This window comes from Halobacillus sp. Marseille-P3879 (genome assembly GCF_900240285.1).
In the GTDB taxonomy this organism is placed as follows: domain Bacteria; phylum Bacillota; class Bacilli; order Bacillales; family Halobacillaceae; genus Halobacillus_A.
Map to the genome: position 1 here is coordinate 154,083 of NZ_OESS01000003.1, position 15,130 is coordinate 169,212.

15 protein-coding genes are annotated in these 15,130 nt (G+C 40.2%); 11 read left to right on the forward strand and 4 right to left on the reverse strand.

Annotated elements, in window-relative coordinates:
- Window positions 1-25 precede the first annotated feature (25 nt).
- From C1A12_RS15350 to C1A12_RS15380, 7 genes are all read left to right on the forward strand, one after another.
- A complete protein-coding gene (locus C1A12_RS15350; RefSeq protein ID WP_159462207.1) occupies window positions 26-805 on the forward strand; it encodes an IclR family transcriptional regulator in 780 nt (259 codons plus the stop codon).
- A 7-nt stretch (window positions 806-812) separates the two neighbouring features.
- Window positions 813-1,589, forward strand: a complete 777-nt coding sequence (locus C1A12_RS15355; RefSeq protein WP_101845181.1) for an IclR family transcriptional regulator — start codon at window positions 813-815, stop codon at window positions 1,587-1,589.
- 330 nt (window positions 1,590-1,919) lie between these two features.
- Window positions 1,920-3,467, forward strand: coding sequence for a class I adenylate-forming enzyme family protein (locus C1A12_RS15360; RefSeq protein WP_101845183.1), 1,548 nt, complete (start codon window positions 1,920-1,922; stop codon window positions 3,465-3,467).
- Between the two features lie 33 nt (window positions 3,468-3,500).
- Entirely contained in the window at window positions 3,501-4,877 is a 1,377-nt protein-coding gene (locus C1A12_RS15365) for a solute carrier family 23 protein (RefSeq protein ID WP_101845185.1), read from the forward strand.
- A 180-nt stretch (window positions 4,878-5,057) separates the two neighbouring features.
- A complete protein-coding gene (locus C1A12_RS15370; RefSeq protein WP_101845187.1) occupies window positions 5,058-5,462 on the forward strand; it encodes a thioesterase family protein in 405 nt (134 codons plus the stop codon).
- A 238-nt stretch (window positions 5,463-5,700) separates the two neighbouring features.
- Window positions 5,701-6,933: an FAD-dependent monooxygenase gene (locus C1A12_RS15375; RefSeq protein WP_101845189.1), complete on the forward strand. Its 1,233-nt coding sequence runs from the start codon at window positions 5,701-5,703 to the stop codon at window positions 6,931-6,933.
- A gap of 17 nt (window positions 6,934-6,950) precedes the next feature.
- On the forward strand, window positions 6,951-7,526 hold the full coding sequence (locus C1A12_RS15380) for a hypothetical protein (RefSeq protein ID WP_101845190.1): 576 nt from the start codon (window positions 6,951-6,953) through the stop codon (window positions 7,524-7,526).
- Window positions 7,527-7,569: 43 nt separating this feature from the next.
- Here the strand turns inward: C1A12_RS15380 and C1A12_RS21700 are convergent, their stop codons facing one another.
- Complete coding sequence (locus C1A12_RS21700; protein WP_101845192.1) at window positions 7,570-7,830, reverse strand: IclR family transcriptional regulator C-terminal domain-containing protein; 261 nt, start codon at window positions 7,828-7,830, stop codon at window positions 7,570-7,572.
- Between the two features lie 236 nt (window positions 7,831-8,066).
- Here C1A12_RS21700 and C1A12_RS15390 point away from each other — a divergent pair, with 236 nt between their 5' ends.
- Genes C1A12_RS15390 through C1A12_RS15405 form a run of 4 tightly spaced genes read left to right on the forward strand, consistent with a single transcriptional unit; the run spans window position 8,067 to window position 11,985 of the window.
- Entirely contained in the window at window positions 8,067-9,359 is a 1,293-nt protein-coding gene (locus C1A12_RS15390; protein ID WP_101845194.1) for a phenylacetate--CoA ligase family protein, read from the forward strand.
- Between the two features lie 45 nt (window positions 9,360-9,404).
- The gene (locus C1A12_RS15395; protein WP_101845196.1) at window positions 9,405-10,361 is read left to right on the forward strand and encodes a fumarylacetoacetate hydrolase family protein; all 957 of its coding nucleotides are present in this window, start codon (window positions 9,405-9,407) and stop codon (window positions 10,359-10,361) included.
- Window positions 10,358-10,849, forward strand: coding sequence for a DinB family protein (locus tag C1A12_RS15400; protein WP_101845198.1), 492 nt, complete (start codon window positions 10,358-10,360; stop codon window positions 10,847-10,849). Before C1A12_RS15395 ends, C1A12_RS15400 begins: the two co-directional genes overlap by 4 nt.
- A gap of 14 nt (window positions 10,850-10,863) precedes the next feature.
- Entirely contained in the window at window positions 10,864-11,985 is a 1,122-nt protein-coding gene (locus C1A12_RS15405; protein ID WP_101845200.1) for a cupin domain-containing protein, read from the forward strand.
- A 235-nt stretch (window positions 11,986-12,220) separates the two neighbouring features.
- On the opposite strand, the gene C1A12_RS15410 is transcribed toward C1A12_RS15405, so the two are convergent.
- The 3 genes from C1A12_RS15410 to C1A12_RS15420 all read right to left on the reverse strand — a co-directional run bounded on the left by C1A12_RS15410 (window position 12,221) and on the right by C1A12_RS15420 (window position 15,021).
- A complete protein-coding gene (locus tag C1A12_RS15410) occupies window positions 12,221-12,448 on the reverse strand; it encodes a hypothetical protein (RefSeq protein WP_101845201.1) in 228 nt (75 codons plus the stop codon).
- 525 nt (window positions 12,449-12,973) lie between these two features.
- Complete coding sequence (locus C1A12_RS15415; RefSeq protein ID WP_101845203.1) at window positions 12,974-14,101, reverse strand: toxic anion resistance protein; 1,128 nt, start codon at window positions 14,099-14,101, stop codon at window positions 12,974-12,976.
- Between the two features lie 68 nt (window positions 14,102-14,169).
- Entirely contained in the window at window positions 14,170-15,021 is an 852-nt protein-coding gene (locus C1A12_RS15420; RefSeq protein WP_101845205.1) for a hypothetical protein, read from the reverse strand.
- Window positions 15,022-15,130 lie beyond the last annotated feature (109 nt).

Below are 15,130 nucleotides of genomic sequence, written 5' to 3' on the forward strand. Positions count from 1 at the left end.
AACTAGTCCTTCAAGGAGGGAGAAGATGAGTCACCGATCAAATACAAGCCTCGAAAATGCACTGGATGTATTAAAAAGCTTTTCCGGCAATAACCCGGAACTGGGTGTTAGTGAACTATCAAAAAAGTTGGATATAGGAGTGAGTACGGCCCATCGTCTCCTTTCATCATTAGCTGAAGAGAACTTTATCGTTAAAAATAGGGAGACCCAAAAGTATTCACTTGGCCTTTCGATTTTGGAATTAACAAATACTGTGACGGATCAGCTCCATATTATTCGCGAATCCATTCCCATCCTTCAACGTTTGAGAGATGATACAGGGGAAAGTGCACATTTAAGTATCATTGATGACTCACATGTTATTTATCTTCAAAAGGTAGAAAGCCCTTATAACACCCAATTAGATACATTTCTGGGAAAAAGAAATCCTGTTCATTGTACAGGTGCCGGCCAAACTATTCTGGCCTATCAGTCCGAAGGTGAAATGAATAGAGTACTCGGCACAAAAATGAAAGCGTATACCGATTATACGATTACAGATGTCAATAAATTAAAAGCAAAGTTTGCTCAAATAAGGAAAGCAGGGTACGCGATAAATAATCAGGAATATCAAACTGATTACTTCTCGATAAGTTCTCCTGTATCTAATAAGGAGAACTTAGTGATTGCCTCTATAAGTATCGTAGGTCCTGTGCAAAGAATGAAGCCCTCTAAGGATACTTTAATAAATAAAGTAATTACTGCAGGACTGGATTTGTCACAAATAATAAAACGACGCCAGGCTACTGCCATGAGAAGAGGATGATACGTTTATGCCATCACAGAAATACCTGCTTACTTCAATTACTAATGCTATGAAAATCCTTAACCTTTATAAGACAAGTAAAAGTAAAGAACTTAGCGTTACCGATATTTCCTCCCAGGTGAACCTGCCGAAAAGTACGGCCCACCGATTAATTACTACATTACGCAGAGAAGGATTTTTGTCTCAAAATCCACGTAATGGTAAATATCGCTTGGGATTATCACTTTTAACTCTTGGTGGGGTGATATCTGTACACAAAGAAATTTATCGTGATACTTTTCCTTTCGTTGAACAGCTTGTTAGAAAATTGGACGAAACTTGTCAAATCTGCCTGCTCGAAGAAGAACATTTAGTTTTCTATTATCGGGTGCATAGAAATGAACCTGAAAATCTTGAGACAAATGAAGGACGTAAAGGTCCAATACACTGTACAAGTTCGGGTTTAGTGCTTCTCGCTTATCAAGACTTGGCGTTTAAGGAGCAAGTTTTATCAAACCCCCTTCGACGCTACACTCCCTACACCGTTACTGACCCCGATAAACTTCTCGCACGTCTTCAGTCGATTGAAAAGGAAGGATTTGCTTTTTGTGAGGGAGAGTACTATAAAGGGTTCTCAAGTGTTGCTGTACCTATAAGGGATTACTCCTCTAATGTTGTTTCTTCCCTAACAATGATCAGCCCCACGAAGCGGATAAAAGAAAAAGATCTTTTCTTTTATGTGAATCATCTGAAAGAAACGGCAAGTGATATTTCTGAGGAATTGGGATTTTATGGGGATCTATAGTTTGACGGAAATCATTTCATAGGATGGTTTCCGTTTTTTTATTGAAATATTTAACATTATACGGCTATTCCTTTCACTGTTAATCTTTAAATAATATGACGAGAAGCTAAGTAAAGTAATAAGACAATACGACTTCTGAAATTTTTCTAAGATTATTAATACAACCATCTTCATTTTTTACAAAATTCAAAAAACTAACCTCTGTTCCACATAAGAGAAAACTAGATAGCCTCGAAATCTCTATGTATTTATAATTGAAAGCGATTACAGGTAGTAGGGTTTAGAGTAGCTATAAAGTTTAAATAAGTAATTTTTAAAAGAGGTGAAATTATGAGGAAGACTCAATTTAAAGAGACAATAAATGAATTAATAAATGAGTCAGTGAGAAATCACGGAGATGAAGAAGCTGTGTACGATCAGTATGGACGTCTTACGTATAGTGAATTACTTAGGCAAAGTATAAGTCTCGCTGCGGGGCTTAGAAAGTTAGGTATTAAAAAAGGGGACAGAGTGGCTGTCTGTCTGCCTAACTGGAATGAAACCGTTGTTGTTTTTTTTGCTACAGCAAGGTTGGGAGCCGTATTAGTTCCCTTTAACCCTACGTACCGTTCAAATGAAATAGAGTATATATTGAAAAATTCGGAACCAGAAGTACTGTTTATTAATAAAAGTTTTACGGAAAATCTGAAAAAATCAAGTGTACTACCTTTAGTAAAACATGTTATTTCTGTTCGCTTTCATGAAGATGATTTCATACCTTATCAAAAATTACAAATAAGTGAAGGAAACGGCACAACAGAGAATACTGTCTCTCCTGAAGAATTATTTTGCATTCTTTATACTTCCGGCACTACTGGCCGACCGAAAGGTGTAATGATATCACATAGGAGCGTTTCCAAATGTTCTACAGCTGTAGTGAGAGAAATGAGATGCAATGAGGAAGATGTATTTATTATTCCGGCTCCTTTGTTTCATATATTTGGAATTGCGTGTAACTTAATTGCAGCAGTAGCTGCTGGTGCAAGAATGGTACTCGTAGAAAAGTATAATCCAACGCTTATGCTGGAATTAATCGAACAAGAAAGAGCCACAGTGCACCAAGGGGTACCTACCATGTTTTTAAAAGAACTTCAGGTGCCAGGTTTTGAAAACTATGATTTGTCGTCTCTTCGTACAGGGATGGTAGGGGCTGCTCCTATCTCACCTGAGCAGATGAAAAAAATTCGAGAAAAGATGAAGTTTCATTTATGCCAGTCTTTCGGAACAACTGAGACAAGCGGCGGTATAACCATTAATAGATATGACGATGATGAAGCTTCTATTCTGGATACTTTAGGGAAACCTTTCGAAGGAATAAAAATAAAAATTGTAAATGAATTCAAGGAGGAGCTTCCTGTCGGAAGTACAGGAGAAATTGCCGTTCACAGTTTTGGAAACATGAAAGGTTATTACAAACTGCCTGAAAAAACAAATGAAGTATTAGGCGAAGGAGGCTGGTATTATACGGGGGATCTAGGTTTACTGGATGAGGAAGGAAATCTTCGCTATGTAGGAAGGGAGAAAGAAGTAATCATACGCGGAGGGCTTAATATTTATCCAAAAGAAATAGAAGCTCTCCTATACGAACATGATAATATATCAGAAGCTGCCGTAATCGGACTTCCTGATGAAATATTGGGAGAAGTGGTGTGTGCTGTCGTCCAGCTTTATCCAGGAAAAAATATGCCGGAGCAAGAAGTGAAGAACTATGTGTCGGCTCACCTGGCTAAATATAAAACGCCAGCATCTGTCATTTTTGTCGACCATATCCCAATGACATCCAGCGGTAAAACTCAAAAAGTTAAGCTAAAAAAACAGCTCATCCACGAACAAAAATAAAGACAACGGTTAATTAAAAAGAGGAGGGGAAGTATGAAAAAACAAAAGCAACCTGAAGTTCAGTCCCATTGGAAAATAGGAAACTATCAGATGCGTCTGCCTTTCATTCACTATCGACTGGAAACTCCAGAGTTAATTCAAGGTGTGGTCATTTTTACTATTGGATTAAGTATGATTGAAATAATGACTGGCCCTCTTGGCATGTCCTATAGCGCTGCTTTGGCTATTGTTATCTTTGGTCAGTTCTTTATGCTGCTGCCCCCGATGTTAGGTGTGCCTTTTGTACCTGGGTTTATTACTCCTCTCATCCCTGTTCTTATTGTATTTTTAGGTGGATTTGAACCAGGGGCCCAGGCTATACAAGCGTTAATAGCTCTTCAACTAATAGTAGCCTTTATCTTCTTGATATTCGGGGTTACTGGGCTCGGGAGACTATTTGTAACGAAACTTCCGGCTTCATTAAAAGCTGGGATTCTGATTGGCGCTGGTATCGCAGCAATTATGACAGAAATTGAACCTGGCGGAAGACTTGCCGAAACCCCTATCACTCTCATAATAGGAGGATTTCTATGTTTATATACTATGTTTTCAAGGTCTTTCCGCAAGCTTCATGATAAGAATAGATTTCTTCGTTTTATTGCGAATTATGGGATTATGCCCGCTATCATTATTGCTATTTTAATAGGATGGATCATTCAGGAATATCCTTCTCCACAAATTGAATGGGGGATCACTATACCTTCTTTAACGGCCATGTGGAATGTTACTCCTTTTGCCATCGGTTTTCCTGGGTGGGATATTTTCATTGCTGCTGTTCCTACGGCTGTACTGGCATACATTATTGCCTACGGAGATATCATTGTTGGAGATAAGCTTATTGAGAGATCAAGTACTTTCAGACCTGATGAAAAAATTGAATATAATTCAAATCAAATTCACATTTTGACTTTTATTCGAAACTTCATTCATGCCCTGTTTTTCCCTCATCCGGGCTTAGCTGGTCCTATATTCACTGCAGGGACAGCATCTGTAGCAGAAAGATATACTTTCGGAAAAAAGGCGATGCAATCTATTTTCTCAGGTACAAACTCATTGCTAATATCTTTATCGCTGGCAATTTTTATTCTTCCGCTGGTTACACTATTTCAGCCGTTTCTGCCCATAGCTCTCTCCATTACACTTATTCTGACTGGATACTTATGTATTACAGTCGGTATTCAGCAAGTGAACAATGAAAAAGAGATTGGGGTAGCCGGAGTTATGGGGATCGTCCTTGCTGTTTATGGTGCTGCTTATGGAATGGTAGTTGGTGTGTTGCTTTATTTGATTATACAGCGCGAAAATATTTTTGCACAAAAAACACAGTCCCAAGAGAACCTTAAAGAAAATGAAAGAATAGAGAAGATTTAGCACTGACCAAAAAAAGCTTTAGATATACAAAGAGGAAGACTTTCTGAAGAGAGCTTCCTTTTTTATGGAAAGGTCTTGTGTAATATCCGCTTCTGCTTTAGTCCGTTTATATAATTGAAGAATACTAGGAATAAGGTAATCCTTTAGAAGAACTACAAGGGCAACCGGGAGGAATAGCTAATGAAACATTTCCATCATATTAAGGTCAGGTTTGGGGATACCGATGCGGCCGGCATCGTCTTCTATCCGAATTATTATAAGTGGCAGGATCAATCCACTCATGAATTATTTGAAGCGGCAGGATACAGTATATCTAAACTGCAGAAGGAAGATCAGGTAATCATTCCATTATTAGAAGCCTTCTGCCAGTTTAAATCTCCGCTTTTCTTTGAAGATAAAGTAAGCGTTCAGACAGAGGTCAAAGAGATTAACAATAAGGTTTTCAAAGTGGAACATCGGTTTTTCCGGGACGAAGAACGGGTTGCTGAAGGGTATGAGCTTAGAGCATGGACCTCTACAGCAGGAGAAAGGCCAAAAGCAGTTCCTTTACCTGAATCTATACAAAAAAATCTATTGGATGATTGAAAAATTAGAGTTATGTTCTGAATTCACTTTGGAACATAGCTTTTTTATTTTTGTAACTGGGAATGTTGTTTCCTGCCTGGGTATAAGCTTTTAACACTCTTTCATTATAAATATCTTACGGCTAAATTAATCAATAGAGTTCCATATAGAAGAATTGCTCTACCCTTTTAAAAGATAGGTTATTTTATACTGAAATTACTATAAAAATTGTAAATAATCTGAAAAGGAGAATTTGAATATGAGTGAACAAACGAAGAAGCGAACAGCTATCGTTGTAGGTGCTGGTCCTGTCGGTTTAACGGCTGCCCTTACCTTGCAGAGTAGAGGTATATCTTGTGCGGTAATGGAAGCGGACCCTAAAGACCATCCCCGCCCGGGAAGCAGAGCCATCTTTCTGCATAATGCCTCATTAAAGTTATTAGAAAGTCAATCTAAAGGTTTAGGATTTACACTGGCTAGAAATGGAATTGTCTGGCCAGTAAAACGCACGCTTTACAAAGGAAAAGAAGTGTATAAAAAAGATTATGGTATTACGAATACTCATGACCCCCATAAGCTTCCTCCCTTTACTGCGCTTCATCAGGATGAAATTGAAGGCCATATCTATGATGCGTGTGTGAGTGCCGGGGTAGAATTCATCTGGGGAACTCCTGTGGCTGCCTGTCAAACTACATCTGATGGCGCAAACATCACTACTGAGTCAGGAGACGTATGGGAAGCGGATTATGTTATCGGGGCTGATGGCGGACGATCCATTGTAAGAACTTCAGTCGGTTTAAAATTTGAAGGGCCTCGTACTCAAGATACATTTCTAGTTGTAGATTTGGAAGAAGATGAAGATAATCCTCTGCCCCTTGAGCGGATTTTCCACTATCAACATCCTGCAATGGGCGGAAGAAATGTGATGCACGTTCCTTTCAAAGGAGGGTGGAGAGTCGATTTGCAATTGTTGGAAGAAGATGATCCGGAAGAATTTAAAGACATTGAAGGTGTGAAGAAGTGGCTTCCTAAGGTGATGGCGCCTAAGTATGCGGATCGAATTAAGTGGGTCTCTTCTTACCGTTTTCATCAAGTTGTAGCCGACTCTTTTACTGATAAAAACTATCGAGTACTGCTGGCCGGGGAAGCTGCTCACTTATTCGCTCCTTTTGGGGCAAGAGGGCTTAATTCCGGGGTACCTGATGCGATCATTGCTGTAAATGGTATTGAAAAAGCATTAGAAAGTAAGAGTGAAGAAGAAAGACAGGCTGCCATTTATGCTTCAGCAAAAGAACGGAGGATTGCTGCAAAATGGAATAGAGACGGCTCTACTACGGCTCTGCACCATTTGCAGGGAGATTCCCCTGAAATGAATATGAAAAGAGAAGTAGCAGCTTCTCTAACTGCAGTAGCTCCTAAGCTGGGACGCTGGCTGGATGAAGGTCCTTATGGGCCGAAATTTGGGCCCCCTGAATTGACCACTAAATACTAAGCAAAGGAGCGAGGTCTATGGCAGTAACATCATATGTTCCAAAGAAAGAACTCTTTGGGCCCAATGATAAACGAGTCAAAGTATTGATTGACAGGCTTACAAATGTAGAATGGTATCGGCAAATCGGAACTAAGGATGTAAGAACTGAAGAAAAGCTGAAAAAATTCATGGATTCATTTGACTTATATGACTATGAAACGGAATGGGTTTCATTACAAGAGGTGCCTGGTAAAATTAGGAGTCTAAAGTTAGAGGATAGCAGGCCTTGGGATCATCTAAAAGAAGTCCCGGAGAAGATCAATACTACAGGAGAAAAAGCTGGAAGAAAAGCAGCTTTGGATCAATTAGTCACTGATATACCCGAGCTTGTGTACCATGGTGCTTTTAAAGGTGCTTATAAAACCTACCAAGATCAACAAGCCGTTTCAATATTAGCAGGGCATGCCATGTATATCAGTCTTCTGGCTTGTACATGGGAAGCTGTAGCAGATCAGAGTGGGTGGGAAGATAATCCGTTTCTTTACCTTATCGATATTATGGAAGAAGGCCACCTTCCTCTGGGACCGCACGACAATTCTATTTATCTGGCATAACTGTCAAAGGGACCGTGCTGGTTAAACAGCAGCGGTCCTTTTCTTAATACCGTAATAACCTAATTCCAGTGAAATCATAAAATTTTCCCCTCGGTTTTATACGATTTACTAGACCAGCAATATTGAGGGAAGCAATCACACGTTGTTTTGTTTTATAAACAGGTGCGCCTATCGCAATGATATTGTCCTTGAATTCTCTTTCGCTTTTTACAAAAACTTCTTTTCGAATAAGAGAAATTCCCTGTCGAAGTTGATCGGGGCCAGTAATTGTTTGCTTTGTAAAAGGTTTCAAAGGTTCTTCCAAGAAAAACTTTTAAGAAGACGAAGGGCATTTTCAAGTGAAGTATATTTTCAATTCTTAACAGACGTCATTCCTTTTCTCCTTTTACGTTTATGTAAGTTATATCAAAAAAATCAAAAAATTCAGCTAGTATTCACTTAAAAGTTCCATATATAAGAATTCTACTGTTTTTCAATATACCAGCAAAAATTATAATCGGAGTAACATGAGCTAACAAAAAAAGAGAAAGGAGCGTTGTTATGGAAGCGGCAGCTTTATATCCATTGTATGAAACAAAAATGGATCTCAAATCCTATCAATTTCAGCGGTTGAATCAGTTGCTGGTGTTTACGCTGCAAAATAATGAATTTTATCAAGAGAAGCTGAAAGGTATTCGGTTTCCGATAAGAGGATATGAGGACCTGACAGATCTTCCGTTCACCTTTAAGCAAGAACTTGCCGAAGATCAGGAGAATAATAAACCAGTCGGAAAAAACTATTCATATCCGCTGTCCAGTTATGTTGAGTTCCACCAGACATCAGGAACTACAGGAAAGCCAATCCGTGTCATGGATACGAAAGAAAGCTGGGAGTGGTGGAGCAAGTGCTGGCAGGAAGTATATAAAAGCAGTGGGGTCACGGCAGAGGATACTATTTTTATTGCTTTTTCTTTTGGTCCTTTCGTCGGTTTCTGGGGCGGATACCAAGCTGGAAAAGACGTCGGTTGCTTAGTTATTCCAGGTGGAGGCCAATCTACTAAGCAGAGGCTGTACAACATAATAGAAAATCAAGCGACCGTTTTGCTGTGTACGCCCAGTTACGCCCTCCATCTTGCGGAAGTTGCTGAACAAAACGATATCGATATTTATAATTCTTCCATGAAAACTATAATAACTGCTGGAGAACCGGGTGGATCTATTCCTTCTGTACGGGAAAAAATCGAAGCAGGATGGGGTGCGAAAGTATTCGATCATGTAGGGATGACGGAAATGGGAGCTTACGGTTTTTCCTGTTCCGAACAAAAAGGATTACATGTAAACGAATCAGAATTCATCGCAGAAGTGATTAATCCTGAGACTGGTCATCATGTACGGGAGGGGGAAAGAGGAGAACTTGTGCTGACGAACTTAGGCAGATATGGTTACCCGCTAATTAGGTATCGAACAGGGGATGTCGTCGTTCATTCTATGGGCAAATGCGGCTGCGGGAATCACTACCGCTTTCTTCCCGGCGGTATAGTAGGAAGACAAGATGAGATGGTGGTCATTCGCGGTACCAACATCTTCCCTCAATCTATTGAAGCGATTGTAAGAGAATTTAATGGTGTTAACGAGTTTAGAATTATTTACTATCAAGAAAACGGGATGGACCAGGTAAAAGTTCATTATGAAGGTGAACAGTTAATTTTCGAAGAATTGAAAGCGCTTTTAAGAGAAAGGCTGGGTCTGAGAGTCGATGTAGAGCTCGTGGAAGATAATGTGCTGCCCCGCTTTGAACTTAAGTCACGAAGAGTTGAAGATCGAAGGTATGAGATGAATAAACCGTTATTTTAAAAGCTTTAATCTCGAGATGAAATTTGAAATGGAGGAGACAAACATATGAAACTAGTTAATTATATAGTAGACAAACAGGAGAAGCGAACAGGAATCTATGAAGATGGTGTCATCATCGATTTAAACAGAGCTTATGAGAATTACAAAGTATCAGAAGGAAGTCAGATCGCAAAGAAAACGGCAGCTGTCTATGTCCCTTCTGATATGACCTTGCTGTTAGAGGGGGGAGAAGAAACTCTGAAGGAAGCTGAAAAAGCTGTTAATTATGTCGTCTCAAACGGTCTTAACGTAGATGGGAAAGTTGTTTTCAACAAAGACGATGTCAAGCTGGAGGCACCGGTTGGGAAACCGAACAAAATCATCTGTGTCGGTCATAATTACCGGGAGCACATTTTAGAAATGAAGCGGGAGCTTCCGGAAAATCCAGTCTTGTTCGCAAAATTCAATAATACAATATCGGGTCCTGAAGATCCGATTGTAAAGAAAGATATTTCCGATCAGTATGATTTTGAAGCCGAGTTTGCTTTCGTCATTGGCAAGCAGGCGAAAAACGTTAAAGAAGAAGATGCTCTTGATTATGTAGCTGGGTATACAGTGGCCAATGATGTAAGTGTGCGTGATCTTCAAAAGCGGACACTGCAATGGCTGCAAGGTAAAAGTGTAGATGGCACACTGCCATTAGGGCCGTGGCTGGTAACTAAAGACGAGGTACCGGATCCGCACAATCTGGATATAGAGTTGAAAGTTAACGGAGAAACGAAGCAAAAATCTAATACGAGCAGTCTGGTATTCAATGTTAATCGTTTAGTTGATTTTGTCTCACACCTGATCACTCTTGAGCCAGGGGATATCCTTCTTACCGGAACACCAGGAGGAGTCGGCGTTGCCCGCGATCCCCAGGAATTCCTGCAGGAAGGAGATACAGTTACAATCAGCATCGATCAAGTAGGGATATTGGAGAATGAAGTGAGAAATGAAGCAAAGACGGAGGTGCACGTATGAGCAAAGCAGAACAGTATCAGCAGCAGATTAAGGAAAAAGTGAATACGTATTTAGAGGTCTCCGATGTTTCCAAGGAAATGGTCAAATGGAAGCCATCGAAAGACGAATGGTCTATTTTGCAGATTCATTCTCATGTAAATGAGTCTCTTAACTTTTGGATTCAAGATCTTCTGGAAGCCGTGGAAGGTAAGGAAAAATGGGGTCGGACTTTAAAACATGAAGGACGTCTTGCTGCCGTTGAAGATGTAGAGAACCTTGACATTGAATCCATTCGTGAGGATATTGCTGCCAGTAAGGACAAAGGTATTGCAGAAATAGGTAAGATGAGCTCCGAGGTTTTTGAAAAAGAAAAAGAGCACGTGAATCCTAAGTTCGGCGTAAAACCATTATCATTTTTAGTCGAGCATTTCATCATCGAGCATATTGGAAAGCACATCACTCAGGTAGAACGCAACATTGCGAATTATAAAGAGAAAGTTCATCAATAAAGGAGGAGATATAAATGGAACAAAACGATTTTATGAAAAGTAAGGAAGTTCAGCAATTCGATGAAGATATTAAACAGCATCATCTCGGCCCTCTCTGGCATGCTATTCCTCAGCTCGCATCAAAAGAGCCGAATAAAACGGTTAAGCCTTATTTATGGAAATGGAAGCTTATTAAAGAAAAGCTTGAAGATGCTACTGAAATTTTCACCCCTGAACGCGGCGGGGAAAGACGTGCGATTTATCTGCAGAATCCAGGGCTGGAAAATCGGGAGCCATATGGCTGGGGGTCTACTACCTCTACAATGTATGTGGCCGTCCAGCTGATTCTTCCAGGAGAAACAGCCCCTTCTCATCGACATACTCAAAGTGCTTTGCGTTTTATTAAAGAAGGGGATGGAGCTTTTTCCATTGTGGATGGGGAACGTTTATTTATGGAAGAGGGCGACTTCCTTTCCACACCAAAAGGACGCTGGCACGGTCATTCGCAGCCAGGGGACAAGCCGATGTTCTGGATTGATGTATTGGATATTCCAACCATTTACTTTTTAAATGGCTCATTTTTTGAAGGCCATCCTGATGGCATCGAGAATCCTTCCTTACCGGACAACTATTCTGCCAGAAAATATGCAGGAGGACAGGTAAGACCTCCTCAAGACAGACATAGCGAGCATACACCTCTTGGAGCTTATAAATGGGAGCAGACGAAAAAGGCGCTGGACAGCATCTCAGATTTTGAACCGGACCCTTACGACGGTCATTCTGTTGAATATTTAAGTCCTTCCAATGGGGAAACCGCGCACCCTAATATTTCATCAAGACTTCAAAAGCTGGAAGCGGGATTCCATTCTAAATCCCATCGTCATACAAGTTCTACCGTGGTGCACATCTTTAAAGGGGAAGGTTATACGGTGATTGATAATATCCGCTATGATTGGGAAGAAGGAGACCTCCTCGTTATTCCGAACTGGGCTTGGCATGAGCATGTTTCAACTTCAACAGGAGATTCGTACCTATTTACGGTAAGTGACCTGCCGATGATGGAGAAGTTTGGATTGGAGAGAGAAGAAGCTTATCAAGGGAATAACGGCCACCAAGAGGTTAAAGAGGTTTTTAATCCTGAATTGCAAAATATATAAGGGTAGAGAATTGTAAAAGATGAATTTCGTTCCAATTATAAGGTCAATCAGGTTTATATCTGGTTGACCTTATTTTTATGGGTTATATATAAGGGAAATATTAAAGAAGAATTTTTAGTAAGGGACCATGTTTTCAATGCCAAATTTATTTCCGACAATATAAAAGGGCGCTGCTTAGTTTGGCGGATTCTTCTAAACAAGAACATCTGCCAAACAAACACCGCCCTATTTCACCTTACTGCTTATTGAAGCTGTTGTCGTCCTTATAATATAAATACGCCACTAACTTTTCAAAATCTTTATCAGAGGAACATTCGATTTGTAAATCAATAAAGGCCATTACGACTTCTTCATCATTAAACGGAAAATGGCTGTTATCTACATTACTTATGATCTCCCTATTGGATAGTCCCTTCTCCCGTAACATCTCAACGGCTTGCTTCATCGAAGATACTTCTCCCATGTCTATGCCTCCTAAAGATTGTTTAGTTTCTTACCTGTAAATCTTTACGCAAGGTCTTAAAGTAACTAGATTTGAGGGAAATGGCAGAGGTAAAAACGAAAAATCCAGAAAAAAGACCTTTGTCTTTATTATTTACTACATGATTAAGCGATTTTCCTGCTTAGCTTTAGGATCTATTTCATCGTTCCATAACAAAACTAATAGAATGTAAGCCATAGTTGATTTTCATACTTCTTATTATTTATTAATCGTTAAACCATACCTTCTTTTTTACTTGAAAAGATTGGGAGGACAGCTTTTTTATGTTAGTTGGTATGTTATCTTCCATGGAAGAATAAAATAGTTTTCTTAAAGACTACTCGATTTGTGACTAGGTTTTAGAGAAACGATGGCATTCTCTATTTAAGTGTGCGGTGAAGGGAATGTTCGAACATATTGAGCCCATCGACCGTTAACATCCGGCGAAAAGCTTACAAATGCTTTCCCACTCTCGTTCTTACAAATCGCCATATAAAAAAGAGCGCTTTAGTCACGAAGCGCTCTTTGTGTATGACTACCGGTCTGAGATAATTTCTTCCGGACATTTTCGTTTAAAGCATCCATCTCTTCAATGAACTGTTCACTCGAAGCGATGATCCGCTCGGACGACTGCTCTGTCGTTTTTAGTGCTTCAAATACGTTATCGAAAGACTCCTGAAGTGCTTCCATACTGATCGCTGGACTCTCCATCATCTGTGTTGTCTCTTCCGCATTTTCCCTCAGATTCCTTGAGTTCGAGAGCAGCATCTCCTCGGTCGCTTTATTGACGCCGTTCACCGTATCGATCACTTTCCGTTGATTATTCAACGCAAGCTGAATCGAAGCGGAAACAGTAATAATATTTTTCGTCAGGGTAACTGCATTACGAATCGATTCCTTCAGCTTTTCATTGTTTTTCTTGATAATATCTACAGAAGAAATACTCTGATGCAGTACACTTTTCATCTGGGTCATGTTTCTTGTACGCGTAATGATCTTTTCTTTTCCTTCTGTAAGCAGCGCAAGGTCGTATTCGCCCGCAGCTTCTTTTTCTTTCAAGAGCTCAAACAGCTTCTTCCCAAGATAGATTTGCTTGTCCAGGTCATAAATACGCTTCTGGGCGTTTTCTTTAATAAGCTGCAATTCGACGCTGTCTTCTTCAAGTCGGTCTTTTCCTGCCAGCAGACTGCGGACAACCGTTTCGATTTTCGAGTCGACCGTTTCATATTTTTTCATGTAGCGGTCGATTGGCTGCGTTTTGCTTAATTTATAAAAGAATCTCTGAATACCGTTGCCTTCGGTACGCTTCGGATCAAGGTCCGACACGATAACCTCGAGTTCATTCAACGTTTCGGGGATGTCATTATTTCCTTTGCTCATGAGATCGTTTACCGGGCGCTTCAGCGTTTCCATCGTTTCCCCGGCGACTCGCTGTTCCTCTTCTCCGAGGTTCCCGAGCTCTCTCATCACTTCAGAAAGGGAGTCATCCCTGGAAGATTTGAACCTTTCTGCGTAAGCTTCAGCCTCTTCGTTCAGACGGTCGATATCTTCTTTTTCAATTAGAGTCATCGCTTCTCTCAGGTCCTGATGGTTCATTTCAGCTTCTTTGTCTCTAAGGAAAGAATTTTTATTCATGTTCATATCTCCTATCTGCGATTAGTTGGGTTCGAGAAAAGCAAAACGTCCGGCTGCTGAGTGTCTTTTTACTTCTGTGAAAAGAAGCTCTCGTCTTCCTTGTTATACTTAGAGGCAATAATTCCCTTGCTTCTGGCAAAATTCTGCGCATAACTTTCTTCTTCTTTGCGCTCAAGTGTTTCGATGAACTTACGCAAATCGTACATCGTCTCCAGCAGTTCCTCTTTCCGGTTTTCCTTATTATCCTCCGACAATCGCTGAAACGATTCGATGAAGTTAGGAACGTCTTTGTTCACCATCGTTTCAAGGGCATATTGTTCTTCGATTTCGAGTTCTTCCAATCGTTTAAATTGTTTCACTGTCCGTTTTTTTAGAGACGTCCATTCCTTTTGAAGGTCAGTGTGGTTCTCGAGAAAAGGAAATTCCCAGCCTTCAAGAATCGCTTCTCCGTGATCTTCCGAAGTGGTTTCCTCCCCGTATTTTCCCCTGCGCTCCACGTAAGAATCCAGGTAGGTATATAAAACCTTCGAAAAATCACGCAATGTGTCTCCAAGCCCTTTTCTTCTCGTGAATTCTTCTTTTAAAAACGTAGCGGAAAATGGTTTTTCTTTTTCGTCCATTTCAAAACGGCCAAGCAGCCTTTGCGGCGGCTTCCCGTATACTTCGATAGTCCCCTTGAATGTGTTGGAAGTTGGAATAACAGCGGTGAAAAAGACACCGTTCCAAAATCCATCCAAAATATATCTCATGTTCATCTCTACCAGTTCTTTTATAGCCAGGTCGAAATAAACAGGGCGTTTTTCTTTAATAACCTGCTTCATTTCTCTCATCGTGTGAAAATCGATGTAGCGCTGGTATTCGGAGGTATGCGGCATGAATGTTCTTTCCAAATTCTCAAGCGCAGAGTAGAGGTTTTCCATGCTTCTTCAGCCCCTTACTTTTCCGCGATAAATTGTTCTCATTATACTTTAAGAATACCACAAATTGGGGTTTAATATTAAGAAATGCCTATTTACTCTTTACCAGAAA

Bases quoted from the DNA above. Each gene is read 5' to 3' on its own strand.
- C1A12_RS15415 (WP_101845203.1), bottom strand. From the start codon at position 14,101: ATGAATAAAAATTCTTTCCTTAGAGACAAAGAAGCTGAAATGAACCAT.
- C1A12_RS15420 (WP_101845205.1), bottom strand. From the start codon at position 15,021: ATGGAAAACCTCTACTCTGCGCTTGAGAATTTGGAAAGAACATTCATG.
- C1A12_RS15370 (WP_101845187.1), top strand. From the start codon at position 5,058: ATGAAACATTTCCATCATATTAAGGTCAGGTTTGGGGATACCGATGCG.
- C1A12_RS15410 (WP_101845201.1), bottom strand. From the start codon at position 12,448: ATGGGAGAAGTATCTTCGATGAAGCAAGCCGTTGAGATGTTACGGGAG.
- C1A12_RS15380 (WP_101845190.1), top strand. From the start codon at position 6,951: ATGGCAGTAACATCATATGTTCCAAAGAAAGAACTCTTTGGGCCCAAT.
- C1A12_RS15375 (WP_101845189.1), top strand. From the start codon at position 5,701: ATGAGTGAACAAACGAAGAAGCGAACAGCTATCGTTGTAGGTGCTGGT.
- C1A12_RS15395 (WP_101845196.1), top strand. From the start codon at position 9,405: ATGAAACTAGTTAATTATATAGTAGACAAACAGGAGAAGCGAACAGGA.
- C1A12_RS15400 (WP_101845198.1), top strand. From the start codon at position 10,358: ATGAGCAAAGCAGAACAGTATCAGCAGCAGATTAAGGAAAAAGTGAAT.
- C1A12_RS15390 (WP_101845194.1), top strand. From the start codon at position 8,067: ATGGAAGCGGCAGCTTTATATCCATTGTATGAAACAAAAATGGATCTC.
- C1A12_RS15350 (WP_159462207.1), top strand. From the start codon at position 26: ATGAGTCACCGATCAAATACAAGCCTCGAAAATGCACTGGATGTATTA.
- C1A12_RS15365 (WP_101845185.1), top strand. From the start codon at position 3,501: ATGAAAAAACAAAAGCAACCTGAAGTTCAGTCCCATTGGAAAATAGGA.
- C1A12_RS15355 (WP_101845181.1), top strand. From the start codon at position 813: ATGCCATCACAGAAATACCTGCTTACTTCAATTACTAATGCTATGAAA.
- C1A12_RS15360 (WP_101845183.1), top strand. From the start codon at position 1,920: ATGAGGAAGACTCAATTTAAAGAGACAATAAATGAATTAATAAATGAG.
- C1A12_RS15405 (WP_101845200.1), top strand. From the start codon at position 10,864: ATGGAACAAAACGATTTTATGAAAAGTAAGGAAGTTCAGCAATTCGAT.